We start from the raw sequence: 20,429 nt of genomic DNA, 5'->3' as shown, positions 1-20,429 counted from the left end.
TTCGCGTTTTAGGATTCTGTTAAAGGAGTTGCTCTGATTTACATCAAACAGTTTAAATCTGCCGTGGGTTTAATACAATTACTATAAATAGCTGTGCTAGTTGACTGTCTCAGCTTAAATCTGTCTGGGGACAGTTTCTCTCCTTTTCCCTAGGCAAGCCTAACTTATCGTGTTAAAATAGGGCCATGGTAAGATATAAGGCAGTTATTTCCTACGATGGGACTCTTTTTGCTGGCTTTCAACGCCAGACTAAGGAGCGTTCGGTCCAAGAAGAATTAGAAAAAACCTTAGAGCGGTTAAATAGTGGAAGACCAGTCAAAGTACATGGAGCTGGTCGGACTGACAGCGGTGTTCATGCCTATGGTCAAGTTATTCATTTTGATTTATCTCAAGTCCGTGATGAGGAGAAATTACGCTTTGGTCTGGATACTCAATCGCCTGAGGATATTGATGTCGTTAGTGTTCAGCAGGTTTCGGATGATTTTCACGCCCGCTACACTCCTCACAGCAAGACCTATGAATTTCTAGTGGATACTGGTCGGCCTAAGAATCCCATGATGCGGGCCTATGCCACTCCTTTTCCCTATGCAGTGGATCTAGGGGCTATGCAGGAAGCGATGGCTGATTTGATTGGTACCCATGACTTTACCGGCTTTACAGCTTCTGGGAGTTCGGTACAAAATAAGGTTCGTACTATTACTGAGGCTAAGGTCGAGCGGGACAGCAAAACCGGCTTTTTGATTTTTACCTTTTCAGGCAATGGTTTCCTTTATAAACAGGTGCGCAATATGGTAGGGACCCTTTTGAAAATTGGCAATGGACGCATGTCGGTCAGCCAGATTAAGACAATCTTGGCGACCAAGGATAGAAATCTAGCAGGTCCGACAGCAGCAGGCAATGGCCTTTATTTGAAGGAGATTATCTATGATGACTAACATTTTAGCTATTTCGGGAAATGATATTTATAGTGGTGGTGGGCTTTATGCTGACTTGACGACCTATACCCTCAATGGTCTTCGGGGATTCTTGGCGGTGACCTGTCTAACAGCTATGACAAACAATGGTTTTCAGGTCTTTGCGACAGATCCAAAGGTCTTTCAAGCCCAGCTGAATAGTCTGCAAAAGGTTGATTTTGCTGGGATTAAACTAGGTCTTTTGCCTAATGCTGAAATTGCTGAGGCTGCCCTATCTTTTGTCAGGTCGCAGGTCGGTCTTCCCATTGTTCTGGATCCTGTTTTAGTTTGTAAGGAAAAGCACGATGTGGCCGTCAGTGCTCTGAGAGATGAGCTTTTGAAATTTTTGCCTGATGTATCTATTGTAACACCAAATTTAGCAGAAGCAGAAATTCTCACAGGCCTCTCCATCAAAGAACTTGAAGATATGAAAGTGGCAGCTAAAAAATTGTATGCCTTGGGTGCTAAGGCTGTTGTTATCAAAGGCGGCAACCGCTTAGGAGCGGACTGTGCTTTGGATATTTTCTATGATGGAGAAAGACTGGAAGTATTGAGCGGGCCTTTGTCTGAGAAGAACAATGTTGGGGCTGGTTGCACTTTTGCTTCTGGTATTGCCAGCCAGTTGGTTTTGGAGAAAGAACCCCTCGAGGCGGTTAAAACAGCTAAGTCCTTTGTTTATCAAGCGATTTTACATTCAGATGATTATGGGGTGGTACAAGCTTATGGGAAGCAAAAAGACTAGTCAATTAACCTTATTAGCTATTTTAACAGCCCTCAGTTTGGCGCTTGGTTTTATCACTATTCCTACTCCGACAGGATTTTTGACCTTGATTGATACGGGGATTTTTTTCACGGCATTCTACTTGGGCAGCCGTTCGGGAGCTATCGTTGGCGGTTTGTCGGCTTTCCTTTTAGATTTTCTTTTAGGGTATCCCCAGTATATGATTTTCAGCCTCATTGCTCATGGGATGCAAGGCTATTTTGCAGGCTGGAAGGGGTCTCGCCGCGCTCTCGGGGTCATACTAGCCGGTCTTATTATGATTACTATCTATATTCTGGCGACCCTAATTTTAGGTTTTGGCTGGGGAGCAGCCCTGGCTAGTATCTGGGGAAATTTTTGTCAGAATACCTTGGGCTTGGCTCTTGGAGCTAGTTTTTATAGAGCCTTTGACAAGGTGTTTCCGAGAAAGTGAGGATGTTATGGATTTGCAGGTTTTGGAAAAGGAAACGCGAAACATTATCAGAGATATTTTGGAACGTTCGGCTATTAAAAAAGGACAAATTTTTGTCTTAGGCTTATCTTCCAGCGAGGTAGTCGGGGGGCTGATTGGGAAAAAATCTAGCTTAGAGGTTGGCCAAGTTATTGTTAAAACCATTCTGGAAGAAACCAAGGCCAAAGGTGTCCACCTAGCTGTTCAGGGCTGCGAGCATCTCAATCGAGCTTTGGTCATAGAAGAAGCAGTTGCAGAAAGCAAGGACTTAGAAATTGTCAATGTCCTTCCTAGTCTTCATGCAGGAGGGAGCGGTCAATTGGCTGCTTTTGACTATATGGAGAGTCCGGTTGAGGTTGAAAAAGTTACCGCTCATGCTGGTTTGGATATTGGTGATACCTTTATCGGGATGCATGTTAAGCGGGTGCAGGTTCCTTTGATACCCTTGCAACGTGAGCTCGGAAGCGCTCATGTAACGGCTCTGGCTAGTCGCCCTAAATTAATTGGAGGGGCTAGGGCTAAGTACAAATCAGACCCTATTCGCAAGAGCTAAATTTATTATTAAGGCTAATATAAAAAGAGTTGGACTTCGGTCAACTCTTTGTTTGTGTTGGAAGGATATGAGTGTTTGGTGTTGGCAGGCTGATATTTTCTTTGAGTAGAGCCTCTTGGTAGAGTCGGAAAAATTTGGAATAGACATTTTCCTCTTGTCCATTTTGAACAAAAATATCCACGCGAAATACAAATTGGCCGTTAACGGAATTTCGAGGGCCTAAGATGGATGGCACCCCCACCATTTCAGGCGTATTTGGAATTTCTTCAGCATTGACCTTTTTGATAATTTGGGTCACTCGATCCAGATTTGTTGTCGCATAGATTGGAATTTCAATCCGTGCTCGGATGTCACCTCTGGATTTGTTACTAACTAAAAGAATTTGGCGATTGGGAATAAAATGAAGGGTACCATCAAAGCCACGAATTTCAGTCGTATGAATGCCGATGCTGGAAACAGTTCCTGAAACGGTACCTACAACAACGGAATCCCCAACATCAAATTGCCGCTCTATCAGGATGAAAAAACCGTTGACTAAATCTGATAAAAATCCTTGAGCTCCAAGACCAATAGCTAAACCTGCAATTCCCGCCCCGGCCAATAGACTGGAAACTGGTAGGCCTATGATGGCTAAAATCCAATAGATTAAGAGAAAATAGAGCAGATAGTCCATGATATTATGGAAAAGCTTAATTAAGGTTTTGCGCCGCCCTTCCGATTGCCCCAAAAGCCGCGGAGAATGAGAAAAAAATTTGTTAAAAGCCCAGTTAGCCACTTGTTTACCAATAAGGAAGGCGATGATTAGAAGTAATAATGATACAGCTTTGGATAATAGGTTGACAGCCATATCTTCTAAGTGGAGGGACTCCCAATATTTGATTAAAATTGACATATAAACATCCTTTCGTTTTTCTAGTGTAGCAAAAAATTAGAGAGTTAGCAGGCTTTATTCATATTGCTGTCTATAAAAAACTTTCAAAAAGCCTTGATTTATGATAGACTAAAGTGTATTACGATTTTTAAGGAGAATAAGATGTCTGTATCATTTGAAAACACGGCTGTAAATCGTGGCGTGCTTACATTTACAATCAGTCAAGAACAAATCCAACCAGCCCTTGACACAGCCTTCAATAAAGTAAAAAAAGATTTGAACGTTCCTGGTTTCCGCAAGGGACATTTGCCACGTGCAGTCTTCAATCAAAAATTTGGCGAAGAAGCTCTTTATGAAGATGCGTTAAATACTATTTTACCAGCCGCTTATGAAGCTGCTGTTGCAGAGAGCGGCCTCGATGTGGTTGCCCAACCAAAAATTGATGTTGATTCAATGGAAAAAGGCCAAGACTGGGCTATCAAGGCAGAAGTTGTTACTAAGCCAGAAGTTAAATTAGGGGACTACAAGAACCTTGAAGTTTCTGTGGATGAAAGCAAGGAAGTTTCTGACCAAGAAGTTGATGACAAGATTGAGCGTGAACGCAATAATTTGGCAGAGTTGACTATCAAGGATGGTGCGGCTGAAAATGGCGATACTGTTGTAATCGATTTTGTCGGAACTGTTGATGGCGTAGAATTTGATGGCGGAAAGGGCGATAACTTCTCGCTTGAGCTTGGTTCAGGCCAATTCATTCCGGGCTTTGAAGAACAATTAGTTGGTGCTAAGGCTGGTGATGATGTTGAAGTTAAGGTGACTTTCCCAGCTGATTACCAAGCTGAAGATTTGGCTGGTAAAGATGCAGTTTTTGCAACAAAAGTTCATGAAGTTAAGTCTAAAGAAGTTCCAGAACTTGATGATGAATTAGCTAAAGATATCGATGAAGAAGTTGAAACACTTGATGAATTGAAGGCTAAATACCGCAAAGAATTGGAAGCTGCTAAAGAAATTGCCTATGATGATGCTGTTGAAGGCGCTGCAATCGAAAAAGCAGTAGAAAATGCTGAAATCGTTGAATTGCCAGAAGAAATGGTTCACGATGAGGTTCACCGTGCCATGAATGAGTTCTTGAGTAATATGCAGCGTCAAGGGATCTCTCCTGAAATGTACTATCAGCTGACAGGTACAAGTGAAGAAGACCTTCACAAACAATACGAAGCTGATGCTGACAAACGCGTCCGTACTAATCTTGTTATTGAAGCAATCGCAGCTGCAGAAGGATTCGATGCGACTGATGAAGAAATTGAAAAAGAAGTTACGGATTTGGCTGCTGAATACAATATGCCAGCTGACCAAGTGCGTTCCCTTCTTTCAACTGACATGCTCAAGCATGATATTACGATGAAGAAAGCTATCGAAGCTGTCACAAGCTCAGCAAGCATTAAATAAGCCTAGATTAATAGGTAAGATTGACTGCCATTTGGCGGTCAATTTTTTATCTCACCTTAAACGTTGTTTGGTAGTTTCTCTAAGCTATGCTTGGTATACTCGTGACTTATCCTTAAAAGAAGGATAGTGATTTTAAAAATTAGTAATAGACAAAAGTTAAATTTTAGCGTAAAATAATAAGTGCTGACGTTATTCAGATAATGATAGAAGTGAATTTGTATGCTTTCTGAGAGGATAGAACGGATGAAAAGATTGCCTAGCAATCCTTGTAGCGAGTCATTTTAATAATTTTGACTAGCTTTGTTTCATTTCGATATAGAGATAAAACGGACAGTGATACTGTTTTATCGAGAGTTGTCAGGGGGCTAGGCAATCATTTTAGTGCATTTGAGACTGTTCAATTGAACACACACCTACACTTCTCTGAGAATAGGCGTGCCTTATTAGGTGTTTAGTCACCATCGGGGCTTTCATTTTCTTCGAAGTGCTTAGCGACTTTGTATCTTACATATAAGGAGTAGATCTTGGAATTAGAAGTATTTGCTGGACAAGAAAAAAGTGAATTGTCAATGATTGAAGTTGCTCGTGCAATTTTGGAATCACGCGGACGTGACCATGAAATGTACTTTAGCGATTTGGTTAATGAAATTCAAAATTATTTAGAAAAATCAGATGCGGACATTCGTCAAGCCCTTCCATTTTTCTATTCAGATTTGAACACTGACGGTAGTTTTATTCCGCTTGGTGAAAATCGTTGGGGCTTACGGTCTTGGTATGCCATTGATGAAATTGATGAAGAAGTTATTACCCTGGAAGAAAATGGGGAAAATGCTCCAAAACGTAAGCGCAAACGGGTTAATGCCTTCATGGATGGTGATGAAGATGCCATTGATTACAATGATGATGATCCGGAAGATGAGGATAACTTCACGCCAACGGATGCTGAATACGATGATGAAAATCCTGATGATGAAAAATCAGAAGTCGAGTCTTACGATTCTGAAATCAATGAAATTATTCCAGACGATGAAGTTAGTGATGAAGATGCCGTTGATTTGAACGAGTCGGATGACGATGATGACGAAGATGAGGTCGAAAACGACTGATTTTCCAATTGACAAACAAGTTCAGATAATCTATACTAATTATCGGGCACCTCTTTTAGAGGTCGGAGAGCTCCCTACTTGAATAGGGGGCTATTTTTATTTTTTAAAAGCTCTTTAAATGTGGCAGGGTCTATTGCCCCGCCTAATTGATTTTTGAATGGTTGGGTATTTTGAACTTTTTCGGGAGCTTGGCTTGTTCCAAATAAGTCAAAGTACTGTACCCTTGTTGTTTTGTTTTATTAGCTGGGACTTTTAACATAAGTTTCGGCCTGAATCGTAGAGTTGAAGGAGTTTGTATGACAAAGTACATTTTTGTTACCGGCGGTGTGGTTTCTTCTATTGGTAAAGGGATTGTTGCAGCTAGTCTGGGGCGTCTGTTGAAAAATCGTGGTCTTAAGGTGACCATTCAGAAGTTTGACCCTTACATTAATATTGATCCTGGAACTATGAGTCCTTACCAACACGGGGAAGTTTATGTCACTGATGATGGGGCTGAGACTGATCTGGATCTCGGTCACTATGAACGTTTCATCGACATTAACCTCAATAAGTATTCTAATGTTACCACTGGTAAAATTTACAGCGAAGTCCTTCGTAAAGAGCGTAAGGGTGAGTATCTAGGAGCAACAGTTCAGGTTATTCCTCATATTACCGATGCTCTTAAGGAAAAAATTAAGCGGGCAGCTACTACCACGGATTCTGATGTTATTATCACTGAAGTTGGTGGTACCGTTGGGGATATCGAAAGTTTACCCTTTCTAGAAGCTTTGCGTCAGATGAAGGCTGATGTGGGGTCAGATAATGTTATGTATATCCACACGACCCTCTTGCCTTATTTGAAGGCTGCTGGTGAAATGAAGACTAAACCTACCCAACACTCTGTTAAAGAGTTGCGTGGTCTCGGGATTCAGCCTAATATGTTGGTTATTCGGACCGAACAACCAGCTACCCAGGGAGTGAAAAATAAGCTAGCGCAATTCTGTGATGTAGAGCCAGAAGCTGTTATTGAATCTTTGGATGTTGACCACATCTACCAAGTGCCTCTTAATATGCAGGCTCAAGGCATGGACCAAATTGTCTGTGACCACTTGAAATTGGATGTTCCTAAGGCAGATATGAGCGAATGGTCAGCTATGGTCGAAAAGGTTCTCAATCTCAAGAAAACTACTCGGATTGCCCTAGTTGGAAAGTATGTTGAATTGCCAGATGCCTACTTATCTGTTGTTGAAGCGCTTAAGCACTCTGGTTATGTCAACGATTCAGCTATTGATCTCAAGTGGATCAATGCCAATGATGTTACGGCTGAAAATGTGGCGGACCTGCTAGGGGATGTCGACGGGATTATTGTGCCAGGTGGCTTTGGACAGCGCGGTACCGAAGGTAAAATTCAAACTATCCGCTATGCTCGGGAAAATGATGTTCCTATGCTGGGTATCTGTCTGGGTATGCAGCTGACCTGTGTTGAGTTTGCCCGCCATGTCCTCAATATGAAAGGAGCTAATTCATCAGAGCTGGACCCTAATACCTCTTATCCAGTGATTGACCTGATGAGAGATCAGGTTGATGTAGAAGATATGGGAGGGACCTTACGTTTGGGCCTCTATCCATGTAAATTAAAACCAGGTTCTAAGGCAGCTGCGGCTTATGATAATCAAGAGGTTGTGCAGCGCCGTCATCGCCACCGTTATGAATTTAACACGAAGTATCGGGAAGACTTTGAGGCGGCTGGTTTTGTATTCTCTGGAGTATCGCCAGATAACCGCTTGATGGAAGTAGTGGAACTGCCTGATAAGAAATTTTTCGTAGCAGCCCAGTATCATCCAGAATTGCAGAGCCGTCCTAATCGTGCCGAAGAACTTTATACGGCCTTTGTTACAGCAGCGGTTGAAAATGCTAAATAAAAAGTAAAGTTATTTGAAGGAGACTCTAGCCTTTGGCTGGAGTTTTCTTATCGCTTTTAATGTTCTATTTTGAAGGCTTTCTGAAAAAATTGAAAAATATTATTGACAAGAAAAATCTCCCTTGATATAATAAGTTCTGTTGTAAGAGTAGCGGAAATGGCGGAATTGGCAGACGCGCAGGACTAAGGATCCTGTGGCCGCTTTAGGCTGTGAGGGTTCAAGTCCCTCTTTCCGCATTGCAAGAATCGACTGAGGTTGGTTCTTTTTTATTTTGCACGAGCTCTAGAAAACGCTTCCAAGTCTGATTAAGGCTAGTTTTTTAGACTAATTTGTGCTAGAATTAACGGTGTAAACGGGTTAACCCGAAAAATAAATAGGAGGCCTTTATAATGGCAATCGTTTCAGCAGAAAAATTTGTCCAAGCAGCTCGTGACAATGGTTATGCAGTTGGTGGATTTAACACAAACAACCTTGAATGGACTCAAGCAATTTTGCGTGCCGCAGAAGCTAAACAAGCCCCTGTTCTTATTCAAACTTCTATGGGTGCTGCTAAATACATGGGTGGTTACAAGGTATGTAAGAATCTTATTGAAAATCTTGTAGAATCAATGGGAATTACTGTGCCAGTTGCTATTCATCTTGACCATGGTCACTATGAAGATGCATTGGAATGTATCGAAGTAGGTTACACTTCAGTTATGTTTGATGGTTCACACCTTCCAATTGAAGAAAACCTTGAAAAAGCTAAAGTTGTTGTTGAAAAAGCACATGCTAAGGGTGTTTCTGTCGAAGCCGAAGTTGGTACTATCGGTGGTGAAGAAGACGGAATTATCGGTGATGGTGAATTGGCACCAATCGAAGATGCTAAAGCAATGGTTGCTACTGGTGTAGACTTCCTGGCTGCAGGTATTGGTAATATCCACGGTCCTTATCCTGAAAACTGGAAGGGTCTTCACCTTGATCACCTTGAAAAATTGGTTGCGGCTGTCCCTAATTTCCCAATCGTATTGCACGGTGGTTCAGGTATTCCTGACGATCAAATTCAAGCTGCTATCAAGCTTGGTGTGGCTAAGGTAAATGTAAACACTGAATGTCAATTGGCCTTCTGTAAAGCAACTCGTGAATTTGTTCATGAATTTGATGCTAACGAAGCTGAATACATGAAGAAGAAACTCTTCGACCCACGTAAATTCTTGAAACCTGGTTTCGAAGCTATCACAGAAGCTGTTGAAGAACGTATCGACGTATTTGGTTCAGAAGGTAAAGCTTAATTGTAATTGTGCTAAGTTTATAATAAAGAAAGTCCGTGTATAGCGGGCTTTCTTTATTTTCAAAAAAATAAGATTGACAAATTAGCAGAGTGAGATCGCTGTTAGTTGAGTTGATAGAGGCGTTTGTAGCGTGTAGGTTACAGGTCTGAAGGCTGTGGTTAAAGATGAGTGTCTTTAAAATACTTTAGGTTTGTATAAATACTTAAAGTATTTTAAAATTTTAGTTTCTATTTTTGAGTTAGTATCAATTTGTAGGTTTTAAAGCCCATTTTGCCACAATGATACCCACTAGTCCAATGGAGGCTAAGCAAATTAATTTTGTATAAAAAAAGCTCTCTGCTATATTGCTGATATCACTAGAAAGTGCGTAGACACTCAAGGCTGAATTGTGATCTTTAATCCAAGATACTACTGTGAGGGTTGACAATGAAAAGACTTGTTGGATAATAGCACCGAGTCCATAATATTGAGAACGTTTAATTCTTCTTTCTAAAAATGGTAAAGTTTCATCTTTGGTATATTTTTGCAGGATTAAGTGATTGCCAGTAGCAATAAAAGTACAGCTTAGCAGGACTCCAATGAGGTAAGTCGCGGACGGTAGGAGAAGTAGGAAGCTTATAATACTGCTGATGAGTGAGAAAGCCAATAAATGTTGATCATCTACGACCTCCTTAAGCTTCCTTCTTATCATCATTGATAAAAGCAAACCTAAAACAAGCATGATATAAGAAAGTCCAACCATATAGAGTTTGTTAATAGCTATAAAGTAGATAAGGCTGTAAATGACTATGAAATTTCTTGCGGCACCAAACCACATGGTAGATACAGTCGGTAAAGAGAAACGTAAAGGGCTAATAGACAGTCCGACAATCAGAAATAAGCACAAAGCAAAACCTATGTCCAAAATATAATGGGCATCTGCTGTTTGTTTTAATAATCTTGTAAAAAAGGAAAGCAGCAGCATACAAATGGCCGGTAAGAAATATAGCAAAGATCTTCTTTTTCCGGAAAAAGAAGATCCTATCTGTGTTTCTTGTCCTTGTTCAAGCTGGTAGATAAATATATATAACACACCTAAAGGGAGTAACCAAAGAGCAAATACCAGCGTTATAGCAGTATGACGGAGATATAAGAGTAAAACAATCGTGATTCCTAAGATAAGATAGCCCTTAACCAAGGATCCTTTCCCTTCCCACTTATTTTCTTTTTTTAAAAGACTTTTGATTGTTTTAAAGAGAGCGTTATAGTTAGACAGTCCCAATCCTATTAAAATGGCTCCTGCTTCCCAAAATATAAAATGAATCTCGCCCAATAGACACGAGCAACATCCTAAGAGTGTTAGCAAAAGGCTGTATCTTAAAACTTTATATGGATTTTTTAATTCCCCAAAACCTTGCAAAGCAAAGGTTCCAGCTTTTTCAAATGAGTATAATAATACGAAAGGAAGCAGGAAACGGTATTGACCATAATGCTGGTATAATAAACCTGCAAAAATAACATTTGGGACAATGACAGCCCCTTCTGCTAAGGCTTCTCCTAGAGCAGCTCCGGCATTTTTGGTTATTGCATTCATCAAATTCACCCACTTCCTATTGATAATCATTATAGTACTCTGATGATGAAGTACAAGCGATAAAAATAATTGAAGTTTCTATTGTCAAATGGCTTGAATTTTGCTACAATACTACGGTATGTGGTGGATTCACCCTTAGACTAAGTAGGAGGAAAACAGATCAATGGCAAAAGTATGTTATTTCACAGGCCGTAAAACAAAATCAGCCAATAACCGTTCGCATGCAATGAACAAAACTAAACGTGTTGTCAAGCCAAACTTGCAAAAAGTTACTATCCTTGTCGATGGTAAGCCTAAAAAAGTTTGGGCTTCAGCTCGTGCCCTTAAATCAGGGAAAGTGGAACGTGTTTAATGAGGAGCCCAAGGGCTCTTTTTTGTTGTTCTTTTTATTTTCAGTATAGAGGTATTTTAGTTAATTTTTGGGAGGATGACACCTGAGAAGAGATGATTTTTCCTTATTAATTGGCATGATGATTAAATGCTTTAATACTTAGGTAAATTTTTCTTTTTTAAAATTGGAGTTCTTGTGATATGGAAGCTAAGGGAGCAATAATACTCATTAATTAAAGTTAGCAAAAGAAGTAGTCAATTCATCTCCAGTAACGGAGTTAATTACCAAGTGCTTTGGTGCTTAAGATCCTTCCCTTGTATCTTTGTACTTTAGTCGGTGTTTATGATAGAATAAGATGATAAAAACTTGTGAGGTAAGAGGATGACTGTAAAAATTAATACGAAAGATGGTCAGATTGAATTATCTGATGATGTTATTGCGACGGTTGTCGGAGGTTCAGCGACAGAAATTTTTGGGGTAGTTGGGATGGCCAGTAAGAGTGCCATCAAGGATAATTTCCAAGCATTGCTACGTAAAGAAAACTATTCTAAGGGTGTTGTTGTTAAATCTATGGAAGATGGTATTACTGTGGATGTTTACACTGTGATGAGTTACGGTGTCAAAATCAGTGAAGTTTCTAAGAATATTCAAGAACGCGTGAAGTTTAATCTAGAAAATCAACTTGGCATTCATGCCAATGTTGTTAATGTCTATATTCAAAATATTAAAGTTGTAGGAGAAGATTAGTGCCAAATATTACAACGAGCTTATTTCAAGAAATGGTGCAGGCGGCTGCGACTCGTCTTGGAAATCAAGCAGAATATGTTAATTCTTTGAATGTTTTTCCGGTTCCTGATGGTGATACGGGAACAAATATGGGGATGACCATTGAAAATGGAGCGAAGGCAGTTGCTGACCAACCGGCTTCAACTGTTGGTCAAGTCGGTCAGGTTTTATCTAAGGGCCTCTTGATGGGAGCGCGTGGAAATTCAGGTGTTATTACCTCGCAGTTGTTCCGTGGATTTAGTCAAGCTATCAAAGATAAGGAAGAGCTAGATGGTAAAGCTCTGGCAGAAGCCTTTCAATCAGGGGTAGAAGTTGCCTATAAGGCGGTGATGAAACCTGTCGAAGGAACAATTTTAACTGTCTCGCGTGGAGCAGCTACTGCCGCTCTAAAAAAGGCGGAAACGGCTAATGATGCTGTAGAAGTCATGAGAGCAGCCCTTGATGGTGCTAAGGCAGCCTTAGCTAAGACACCAGATATGTTGCCGGTTTTGAAAGAAGTTGGTGTAGTAGACTCTGGGGGTCAAGGTTTGGTCTTTATTTATGAAGGCTTCCTATCTGCTTTGACAGGAGACTATATTGCTTCGGAGGAGTTTCGAGCGACCCCAGCTAACATGAGTGAAATGATTAATGCAGAACACCATAAATCGGTTGCTGGTCATGTAGCTACTGAGGATATCAAGTACGGTTACTGTACTGAAATCATGGTGGCTCTCCGTAAGGGGCCTACTTATGTCAAGGAGTTTGACTATGATACTTTTCGTACTTATCTCAACGAACTAGGGGATTCCCTTCTGGTTGTCAATGATGATGAAATCGTCAAGGTTCACGTCCATACTGAAGATCCTGGTCTGGTTATGCAAGAAGGTCTGAAATATGGTGCTTTGGTTAAGGTCAAGGTTGACAATATGCGAGGACAACATGAAGCTCAATTGGAAAAAGAGGCCAAACAAGAGATTGTGCCGGCAGCTCCTGCAAAAGAATTTGGTTTGATTGCTGTTGTAGCTGGTGATGGTTTGGCAGAGATTTTTAAATCTCAAGGTGTTGACGCTATCATCTCAGGGGGTCAAACCATGAACCCATCGACTGAAGATATCGTGAAGACTATTGAGTCTCTCAATGTCAAAAATGTTATCATCTTACCTAATAATAAAAATATTTTTATGGCGGCTCGATCCGCAGCGGAAGTGGTTGATATTCCTGTAGCTGTTATTGAAAGTCGAACGATTCCTCAAGGTTTAACCAGTCTTTTGGCCTTTAATCCTGACAGTTCTTTAGAAGAGAATGAAGCTGCCATGTCAGCCAGCCTAGCTGATGTTATCAGTGGTAGTGTGACTTTGGCTGTTCGTGATACTAGCATTGATGGTCTGATAATTCACAAGGATGACATCTTGGGTATGGTTGATGGTAAGATTGTTGTTTCTAATCCTGATATGGAAGTAGCTCTGCTTGCGACTCTTGATAAAATGATTGATGACGACAGTGAAATTGTAGCTGTCTATATCGGTCAGGATGGTCAAGAAGAGCTCGTTAATAAATTGGCAGAGAACTTAAAAACTAGTTATGAAGATATTGAGGTTGAAGTTCACCAAGGAGACCAGCCGGTCTATCCTTACTTGATGAGTGTTGAATAGTTCGTTAGAATATCTAAGAGGCTGTCTCAGCCTCTTTTTCTACTATTGTTAAGATTAAGATTATCAAGGCTTTTAGATTGCAAATAATTTTAAGACAGCAGCTAAATTAAAGTTGTTGTTTTATTTTTACGACTAATTGGTGAAAAATGTTCACAAAACTATCACCTTATCTGGTATTTTTTATATTTTATTTTGAAGAAAACAAGGTGAATTTTCTAATTTTGGGCTTGCATTATTTTTTGAAAATGTTATTATAGGTACAAGATTTTTGAATTTTTAGAAAAATCCGTAAAATTCAGATAAAGGGGGTAATATGAACCAAATAACTTTAAAACAAGCCAAGACTGGCTCAGATTTACTTTTAGATACTCTGGTAAATTTAGGAATTAAAACTATTTTTGGCTACCCCGGTGGAGCTGTGCTCCCATTATATGATGCTATTTATCAACATGATAATATTCAGCATATTCTTGCTCGTCATGAGCAGGGTGCTCTCCACGAGGCTGAAGGCTTTGCCAAGTCAACAGGTAAGGTTGGTGTGGCAGTTGTTACCAGTGGTCCTGGAGCAACTAATGCTATCACAGGGATTGCGGATGGTATGAGCGACAGCGTTCCCATGTTGATCTTTACTGGACAGGTTGGCATGGCTGGAATCGGTAAGGATGCCTTTCAGGAAGCTGATATCGTCGGAATTACCATGCCCATTACCAAGTATAATTATCAGATTCGTGATGCGGCTGATATTCCTCGGATTGTTACCGAAGCGGTTCACATTGCGACAACTGGTAGACCAGGACCGGTTGTCATTGATTTACCTAAGAATATAGCCGAGACTAGGGTAACTAGCTACAATGATCCAAGTCTAAATTTGCCTAGCTATCAACCCAAGGTTGAACCTAATGGCTTGCAGGTTAAGAAACTTTTGAATCAACTTAAGCGAGCTAAGAAGCCTCTAATTATTGCTGGAGGTGGTGTTAACTATGCTGGAGCTTCTAAGGAACTGATTGCTTTTGCGGAAAGATATAACATCCCAGTTGTCTCGACCCTCTTGAGTTTGGGAACCATTCCTATTTCCCATCCTCTGGCACTTGGTATGGGTGGGATGCATGGTTCCTATGCTTCCAATATGGCTATGACTCATTGCGATTTTATGATTAATTTTGGTTCACGCTTTGCTGATCGTTTGACTGGTAATCCAAAGACCTTTGCTAAGGATGCTCTAGTTGCTCATGTTGATATTGATGCAGCTGAGATCGGTAAGGTTGTTAAGACTGATATCCCTATCGTTGGGGATGCTAAAGAGACCTTGAGTCTGTTATTAGCTGAGGAGGAAGTCAAGACGAGACATGATGATTGGACTAAGGAAGTTTTGGCTAATAAGGCTAGGGCTCCTTTCTCTTACAAATTTGATGAAACCATCATTAAACCTCAGCACGCTATCGAGATCGTTGGAAAGTTAACTAAGGGAGAAGCCATTGTCGTAACTGATGTCGGTCAGCATCAGATGTGGGCGGCTCAGTTTTATCCCTACCAAAATGAGCGTCAGCTTATCACTTCAGGTGGTTTAGGGACTATGGGCTTTGGCATTCCGGCTGCAGTCGGTGCCAAATTGGCTAATCCTGATAAAGAGGTTATCCTCTTTGTCGGAGATGGTGGTTTTCAGATGACCAATCAAGAGTTGGCTATCCTCAATGGCTATGGCCTACCAATTAAGGTGGTTCTTATCAATAATCATTCTTTGGGCATGGTTCGCCAATGGCAGGAATCCTTTTATGAGGAACGGCGCAGTGAATCGACTTTTGATGATGAACCAAACTTCCAACTTTTGGCTGAGGCTTATGGTATCTCCCATTATCAGTTCTCTAATCCCAAAACCTTGGAAGAGGATTTGCAGGTTATTACCGAGAACAGGCCCATGTTAATTGAGGTGAATATTTCCAATCGTGAGCATGTTTATCCGATGGTTCCATCTGGGAAATCAAATGCTGAGATGATGGGGGTGACCTTCGATGCGTAGAATGTTAACGGCGAGGCTTCGTAACACAGCTGGTGTCCTCAATCGCTTTACGGGGGTTCTTCTGCGAAAGCAAATTAATATTGAGGCAGTGTCGGCAGGGTATACTGAAGAAGAGGGGATTACCCGTATCACTGTTATTGTTGATGTCCCTAGTTTGGAAGAAACTGATCTCATCATCAAGCAGCTCAATCGTTTAATTGATGTTATTCGGGTACGCGATATTACAGATATCCCGCATCTGGAGCGGGAAGTTATTTTAATTAAGTTGGCAGCTCCAGCTCATAAGCGGGCAGAAATTTTAGCTGTTATTCAGCCTTTCAGGGCTAGTGTTATTGATGTAGCTTTGAAATCTATCACCATTCAGGTGACAGGTGATGCTAATAAAATTGATGCGCTCTTGCGAGTTGTTGAACCTTATGGCATTAAAAATATTGCTCGAACTGGAGCAACAGGTTTTTCACGAGATTTGTCCTAAAAATCTCTCTTACTGATACTAGTTTGTTAGTTTAGTAAACATATATTTTTAGAAAAGAGAATTTTAATTATGACAGTAGAAATGGAATACGAAAAAGATGTAACAGTTGACGCTCTTGCAGGAAAGAAAATTGCTGTGGTTGGTTACGGTTCACAAGGCCATGCCCATGCTCAAAACCTGCGTGATTCAGGTTATGATGTCATTATCGGTGTACGTCATGGTAAGTCGTTTGATAAAGCTAAGGAAGATGGTTTTGATGTTTATGAAGTTGGAGAAGCGACTAAGTTAGCTGACATCATCATGGTTTTGGCACCGGATGAAATTCAAAAAGATATCTATGCTAAGGAAATTGCACCGAATCTGTCTTCTGGCAATGCTCTAGGTTTTGCTCATGGGTTCAATATCCACTTTGGCTATATCAAGGCACCAGAAGATGTTGATGTTTTCATGGTTGCTCCTAAAGGACCTGGTCACTTAGTTCGCCGCACGTTTACGGAAGGTTTTGGTGTTCCAGCTCTCTATGCTGTTTATCAAAATCCAACTGGTCATGCAAAAGAAATTGCCATGTCATGGGCTAAAGGACTTGGTGCCGCACGCGTTGGCCTTTTGACTACAAGTTTCAAGGAAGAAACTGAAGAAGATCTCTTTGGTGAGCAAACTGTCCTTATGGGTGGCTTGACTCATTTGATCGAAGCAGGTTTTGAAGTTTTAACTGAAGCAGGTTATGCGCCTCAATTAGCTTACTTTGAAGTTCTTCATGAAATGAAATTGATTGTTGACCTCATCTATGAAGGTGGTTTCAAGAAAATGCGTCAATCTTGTTCAAATACTGCCGAATTCGGTGACTTTGTGACTGGTCCACGTGTCATTGGACCAGAAGTTAAGGAAAACATGAAGGCTGCCCTTAAAGATATCCAATCTGGTAAATTTGCTAAAGAATTTGTTGAAGACCACGATGCGGGCTTCCCACGCTTGAAAGCTTATCGTGAAGAAGCTGAAAATCTTGAAATTGAAAAAATTGGGGCAGAATTGCGTAAGGCTATGCCATTCGTCAACCAAAATGATGATGATGCTTTCAAGATTTATGAATGATCTCATTCTGTTAGTAGATAGAGAAGGCGAGAGCCTTCTTTTTTCTTGAGGAAGTTCATCCAGCGTAGAGGGTGGAGTGAAACCAGCCTTTAAAAATATGCTGAAAATGTTATAATAAACAGGACTATATGACTATATAAGATGGAGAATTACTCTATGACTTTCTACAATCACAAAGAAATTGAACACAAATGGCAAAAATATTGGGCTGAGCATGAGACTTTTAAGACGGGGACCGATAGCTCCAAACCTAATTTTTATGCCTTAGATATGTTTCCTTATCCTTCAGGAGCCGGCCTGCACGTTGGCCATCCAGAAGGTTATACGGCGACAGATATTCTCAGTCGTTATAAGCGTGCTCAAGGTTACAATGTTCTTCACCCAATGGGTTGGGATGCCTTTGGTCTTCCAGCAGAGCAATATGCTATGGATACAGGGAATGACCCAGCTGATTTTACAGCAGAAAATATTGCTAATTTCAAACGCCAAATCAATGCTCTTGGATTCTCATACGATTGGGATCGCGAAATCAATACGACCGATCCTAATTATTACAAGTGGACCCAATGGATTTTTACTAAACTTTATGAAAAAGGTTTGGCCTATGAAGCCGAAGTCCCTGTTAACTGGGTCGAGGAATTGGGTACAGCTATCGCCAATGAAGAAGTTCTTCCTGATGGCACATCCGAGCGTGGTGGGTATCCTGTTGTCCGCAAACCCATGAAGCAATGGATGTTGAAAATTACTGCTTATGCAGAACGTCTCCTCCAAGATTTGGATGACCTTGATTGGCCAGAATCCATCAAAGAAATGCAACGTAACTGGATTGGTAAATCAGTCGGAGCTCATGTTGATTTTCAGGTGGCTGGAACGGATAAGGACTTTACGGTCTTTACTACTCGCCCTGATACTCTTTTTGGCGCTACCTATGCAGTAATGGCTCCAGAGCATGAGCTGGTTAATATCATCACTAGCCCAGAACAGGCTCAGGCTGTTGCTGATTATAAGCACGAAGCCAGCCTCAAGTCCGATTTGGCTCGAACTGATCTCAATAAGGATAAGACGGGAGTCTGGACTGGTGCTTATGCCATTAACCCTGTCAATGGTCGTCACATTCCAATCTGGATTTCAGATTACGTCTTAGCTAGCTACGGAACTGGAGCTATCATGGCTGTTCCAGCTCATGATACGCGTGACTGGGAATTCGCGAAGAAATTCGGTCTGGATATTATTCCTGTTCTTCAGGGTGGGGATGTTGAAAAAGAGGCTTGGACAGAAGATGGCCTACACATTAATTCAGAATTCCTTGATGGCTTAAATAAGGAAGAAGCGATTGATAGAATTATTGAGTTTTTAGAAGATAAAGGAGTTGGTAAGAAGCAGATCAATTATCGCTTGCGAGATTGGCTCTTTAGCCGCCAACGTTATTGGGGTGAGCCAATTCCAATTATCCATTGGGAGGATGGTACTTCAAGTGCTGTGCCAGAAGATCAGTTGCCGTTGGAGCTGCCTGTTACCAAGGACATTAAGCCTTCAGGAACGGGTGAGTCACCATTGGCAAATTTGACTAATTGGTTAGAAGTGGTTCGCGAAGATGGTGTCAAGGGACGTCGTGAAACTAACACTATGCCACAGTGGGCTGGTTCAAGCTGGTATTATTTGCGATATATTGATCCGCACAATGATGAAAAAATAGCTGATGAAGACTTGCTTAAGACATGGTTGCCAGTTGATATTTACATTGGCGGAGCTGAGCATGCTGTACTTCACTTGTTATACGCTCGCTTTTGGCATAAAGTTCTCTATGACCTAGGTGTTGTACCAACCAAGGAACCTTTCCAGAAACTCTTTAATCAAGGAATGATTTTGGGGACCAGCTATCGTGATAGTCGTGGGGCTCTTGTCGCAACCGATAAAGTTGAAAAGCGCGATGGTAGTTTTTTCAATATTGAGACTGGCGAAGAATTGGAGCAAGCGCCCGCTAAAATGTCTAAATCCCTCAAGAATGTTGTCAATCCAGATGATGTTGTTGAGCAGTATGGTGCGGATACTCTGCGTGTTTATGAAATGTTCATGGGCCCTCTTGATGCCTCAATTGCCTGGTCAGAAGAAGGTCTTGAAGGGTCTCGTAAGTTTCTGGAACGCGTTTATCGTCTCTTAACTACTAAGGATATTACGGCTGAAAATAATGGCAAGCTTGATAAGGTTTATAATGAAACTGTTAAGTCAGTGACTGAGCAGATTGAAGCCATGAAATTTAATACAGCTATTGCCCAGCTCATGATCTTTGTTAATGCAGCTAATAAAGAAGGAACACTCTTTATTGACTATGCTAAAGGGTTTGTCCAATTATTAGCACCATTTGCTCCTCATATTGCTGAGGAGTTGTGGCAAAAGTTGACTAAATCAAGCGATTCTATTTCTTATGTGACTTGGCCAACTTGGGATGAATCGAAACTTGTTGAAGCTGAAGTAGAAATTGTCGTGCAAATTAAAGGTAAGGTTAGGGCCAAAATGATGATACCTAAAGATCTTTCACAAGAAGATATGCAAGCACTAGCTTTGGCCGATGATAAAATCAAGGCTGAAATTAAAGGGGAAAATATTTTGAAAGTAGTCGCAGTCCCCAATAAACTTGTCAATATTGTAGTTAAATAAATTTAAAACAGATTCCTTTGGGATCTGTTTTTGTGTTTTCCAATGAACTTTAAAGTCGGTTTTAAGAAACTATTAGCTAGCCATATAAAATTTAAGAAATCCTGTGCCAAGTAGCTTTAAGCCCTGTGTCCAATTAACAGTTCATGTCAACAGGCTCTCATTCTAGGCTAAATTCCACACCAAAATCACTACTCGAGCTATTTGCGAGTTTTCGCGAGAGACTCGCAAGCATTATGAATGGGAATAAAAATAAAAAAAGTAATCTAAAGGTATTGACAAAGGAGGAGGTGTTTGCTAGAATAAGGGAGCTGTCCTCGAGAGAGGGGCAAGACCTTTGAGAACTGAATAGAGACGAACCAAGACGTGCGGGTTACGAGAGTAACCTGTCAAAGGACAATAAGTCAGCGATGACACAAGTGAGTTAAGCGCTCAAACTATTAGATGAGAGTTTGATCCTGGCTCAGGACGAACGCTGGCGGCGTGCCTAATACATGCAAGTAGAACGCTGAGTACTGGAGCTTGCTCTAGTACGAGGAGTTGCGAACGGGTGAGTA

General features: G+C 41.0%; 17 protein-coding genes, 1 tRNA gene and 1 rRNA gene. 17 read left to right on the top strand and 2 right to left on the bottom strand.

The genetic code is table 11. The features are described 5' to 3' along the window. Window positions 1-185 precede the first annotated feature (185 nt). The 4 genes from truA to G7Y32_RS06885 are packed head-to-tail and all read left to right on the top strand — an operon-like array spanning window position 186 to window position 2,717. Window positions 186-935 carry a tRNA pseudouridine(38-40) synthase TruA gene (gene truA / locus G7Y32_RS06900; RefSeq protein WP_165212353.1) on the top strand — a complete coding sequence of 250 codons (750 nt, stop codon included), beginning with the start codon at window positions 186-188 and terminating at the stop codon, window positions 933-935. Further along, window positions 925-1,695, top strand: coding sequence for a bifunctional hydroxymethylpyrimidine kinase/phosphomethylpyrimidine kinase (locus G7Y32_RS06895; protein WP_165212351.1), 771 nt, complete (start codon window positions 925-927; stop codon window positions 1,693-1,695). Before truA ends, G7Y32_RS06895 begins: the two co-directional genes overlap by 11 nt. Continuing rightward, on the top strand, window positions 1,676-2,146 hold the full coding sequence (locus G7Y32_RS06890; protein ID WP_165212349.1) for an ECF transporter S component: 471 nt from the start codon (window positions 1,676-1,678) through the stop codon (window positions 2,144-2,146). Before G7Y32_RS06895 ends, G7Y32_RS06890 begins: the two co-directional genes overlap by 20 nt. Window positions 2,147-2,153: 7 nt before the next feature. Next, a complete protein-coding gene (locus G7Y32_RS06885) occupies window positions 2,154-2,717 on the top strand; it encodes a TIGR01440 family protein (protein ID WP_165212347.1) in 564 nt (187 codons plus the stop codon). 40 nt (window positions 2,718-2,757) lie between these two features. On the opposite strand, the gene G7Y32_RS06880 is transcribed toward G7Y32_RS06885, so the two are convergent. After that, entirely contained in the window at window positions 2,758-3,609 is an 852-nt protein-coding gene (locus G7Y32_RS06880) for a mechanosensitive ion channel family protein (protein ID WP_165212345.1), read from the bottom strand. A gap of 141 nt (window positions 3,610-3,750) precedes the next feature. Here G7Y32_RS06880 and tig point away from each other — a divergent pair, with 141 nt between their 5' ends. The 5 genes from tig (at window position 3,751) to G7Y32_RS06855 (ending at window position 9,312) form a co-directional block, all read left to right on the top strand. Beyond that, window positions 3,751-5,034 (top strand): trigger factor, encoded by a 1,284-nt coding sequence (gene tig / locus G7Y32_RS06875; RefSeq protein WP_165212343.1) that lies wholly within the window; start codon window positions 3,751-3,753, stop codon window positions 5,032-5,034. 524 nt (window positions 5,035-5,558) lie between these two features. Next, on the top strand, window positions 5,559-6,140 hold the full coding sequence (gene rpoE, locus G7Y32_RS06870) for a DNA-directed RNA polymerase subunit delta (RefSeq protein ID WP_004229130.1): 582 nt from the start codon (window positions 5,559-5,561) through the stop codon (window positions 6,138-6,140). 296 nt (window positions 6,141-6,436) lie between these two features. Further along, window positions 6,437-8,041 (top strand): CTP synthase, encoded by a 1,605-nt coding sequence (gene pyrG / locus G7Y32_RS06865; protein ID WP_165212341.1) that lies wholly within the window; start codon window positions 6,437-6,439, stop codon window positions 8,039-8,041. Between the two features lie 150 nt (window positions 8,042-8,191). Continuing rightward, window positions 8,192-8,277 (top strand) — tRNA-Leu (locus G7Y32_RS06860). A 153-nt stretch (window positions 8,278-8,430) separates the two neighbouring features. After that, on the top strand, window positions 8,431-9,312 hold the full coding sequence (locus G7Y32_RS06855; RefSeq protein ID WP_004229704.1) for a class II fructose-bisphosphate aldolase: 882 nt from the start codon (window positions 8,431-8,433) through the stop codon (window positions 9,310-9,312). 244 nt (window positions 9,313-9,556) lie between these two features. Here G7Y32_RS06855 and G7Y32_RS06850 read toward each other — a convergent pair whose 3' ends face one another. Further along, complete coding sequence (locus G7Y32_RS06850) at window positions 9,557-10,885, bottom strand: hypothetical protein (protein ID WP_165212478.1); 1,329 nt, start codon at window positions 10,883-10,885, stop codon at window positions 9,557-9,559. A 163-nt stretch (window positions 10,886-11,048) separates the two neighbouring features. Between G7Y32_RS06850 and rpmB the strand changes: the two genes are divergently transcribed. The 8 genes from rpmB to G7Y32_RS06810 all read left to right on the top strand — a co-directional run. Then, a complete protein-coding gene (rpmB, locus tag G7Y32_RS06845) occupies window positions 11,049-11,237 on the top strand; it encodes a 50S ribosomal protein L28 (RefSeq protein ID WP_165212339.1) in 189 nt (62 codons plus the stop codon). 360 nt (window positions 11,238-11,597) lie between these two features. Then, the gene (locus G7Y32_RS06840) at window positions 11,598-11,963 is read left to right on the top strand and encodes an Asp23/Gls24 family envelope stress response protein (protein WP_004229225.1); all 366 of its coding nucleotides are present in this window, start codon (window positions 11,598-11,600) and stop codon (window positions 11,961-11,963) included. After that, window positions 11,963-13,633 carry a DAK2 domain-containing protein gene (locus tag G7Y32_RS06835; RefSeq protein ID WP_165212337.1) on the top strand — a complete coding sequence of 557 codons (1,671 nt, stop codon included), beginning with the start codon at window positions 11,963-11,965 and terminating at the stop codon, window positions 13,631-13,633. Before G7Y32_RS06840 ends, G7Y32_RS06835 begins: the two co-directional genes overlap by 1 nt. Window positions 13,634-13,946: 313 nt before the next feature. Next, on the top strand, window positions 13,947-15,650 hold the full coding sequence (locus tag G7Y32_RS06830) for an acetolactate synthase large subunit (RefSeq protein ID WP_165212335.1): 1,704 nt from the start codon (window positions 13,947-13,949) through the stop codon (window positions 15,648-15,650). After that, complete coding sequence (ilvN, locus tag G7Y32_RS06825; RefSeq protein ID WP_165212333.1) at window positions 15,643-16,125, top strand: acetolactate synthase small subunit; 483 nt, start codon at window positions 15,643-15,645, stop codon at window positions 16,123-16,125. Before G7Y32_RS06830 ends, ilvN begins: the two co-directional genes overlap by 8 nt. 69 nt (window positions 16,126-16,194) lie before the next feature. Continuing rightward, on the top strand, window positions 16,195-17,217 hold the full coding sequence (ilvC, locus tag G7Y32_RS06820) for a ketol-acid reductoisomerase (RefSeq protein WP_165212331.1): 1,023 nt from the start codon (window positions 16,195-16,197) through the stop codon (window positions 17,215-17,217). Between the two features lie 156 nt (window positions 17,218-17,373). Continuing rightward, the gene (gene leuS, locus G7Y32_RS06815) at window positions 17,374-19,875 is read left to right on the top strand and encodes a leucine--tRNA ligase (protein ID WP_165212329.1); all 2,502 of its coding nucleotides are present in this window, start codon (window positions 17,374-17,376) and stop codon (window positions 19,873-19,875) included. A 437-nt stretch (window positions 19,876-20,312) separates the two neighbouring features. Further along, window positions 20,313-20,429: ribosomal RNA gene (locus G7Y32_RS06810) — 16S ribosomal RNA — on the top strand; the annotation flags it as partial.

The sequence above is a fragment of the Streptococcus tangpeifui genome (assembly GCF_011038795.1).
GTDB lineage: Bacteria > Bacillota > Bacilli > Lactobacillales > Streptococcaceae > Streptococcus > Streptococcus tangpeifui.
The sequence above is the reverse complement of the archived record's forward strand: the minus strand, read 5'-3'. Positions and strand labels throughout refer to the sequence as shown.

Coding starts and splice junctions, on each gene's coding strand:
- truA (WP_165212353.1), top strand. CDS start 186: ATGGTAAGATATAAGGCAGTTATTTCCTACGATGGGACTCTTTTTGCT.
- G7Y32_RS06895 (WP_165212351.1), top strand. CDS start 925: ATGATGACTAACATTTTAGCTATTTCGGGAAATGATATTTATAGTGGT.
- G7Y32_RS06890 (WP_165212349.1), top strand. CDS start 1,676: ATGGGAAGCAAAAAGACTAGTCAATTAACCTTATTAGCTATTTTAACA.
- G7Y32_RS06885 (WP_165212347.1), top strand. CDS start 2,154: ATGGATTTGCAGGTTTTGGAAAAGGAAACGCGAAACATTATCAGAGAT.
- G7Y32_RS06880 (WP_165212345.1), bottom strand. CDS start 3,609: ATGTCAATTTTAATCAAATATTGGGAGTCCCTCCACTTAGAAGATATG.
- tig (WP_165212343.1), top strand. CDS start 3,751: ATGTCTGTATCATTTGAAAACACGGCTGTAAATCGTGGCGTGCTTACA.
- pyrG (WP_165212341.1), top strand. CDS start 6,437: ATGACAAAGTACATTTTTGTTACCGGCGGTGTGGTTTCTTCTATTGGT.
- G7Y32_RS06855 (WP_004229704.1), top strand. CDS start 8,431: ATGGCAATCGTTTCAGCAGAAAAATTTGTCCAAGCAGCTCGTGACAAT.
- G7Y32_RS06850 (WP_165212478.1), bottom strand. CDS start 10,885: ATGAATGCAATAACCAAAAATGCCGGAGCTGCTCTAGGAGAAGCCTTA.
- rpmB (WP_165212339.1), top strand. CDS start 11,049: ATGGCAAAAGTATGTTATTTCACAGGCCGTAAAACAAAATCAGCCAAT.
- G7Y32_RS06840 (WP_004229225.1), top strand. CDS start 11,598: ATGACTGTAAAAATTAATACGAAAGATGGTCAGATTGAATTATCTGAT.
- G7Y32_RS06830 (WP_165212335.1), top strand. CDS start 13,947: ATGAACCAAATAACTTTAAAACAAGCCAAGACTGGCTCAGATTTACTT.
- ilvN (WP_165212333.1), top strand. CDS start 15,643: ATGCGTAGAATGTTAACGGCGAGGCTTCGTAACACAGCTGGTGTCCTC.
- ilvC (WP_165212331.1), top strand. CDS start 16,195: ATGACAGTAGAAATGGAATACGAAAAAGATGTAACAGTTGACGCTCTT.
- leuS (WP_165212329.1), top strand. CDS start 17,374: ATGACTTTCTACAATCACAAAGAAATTGAACACAAATGGCAAAAATAT.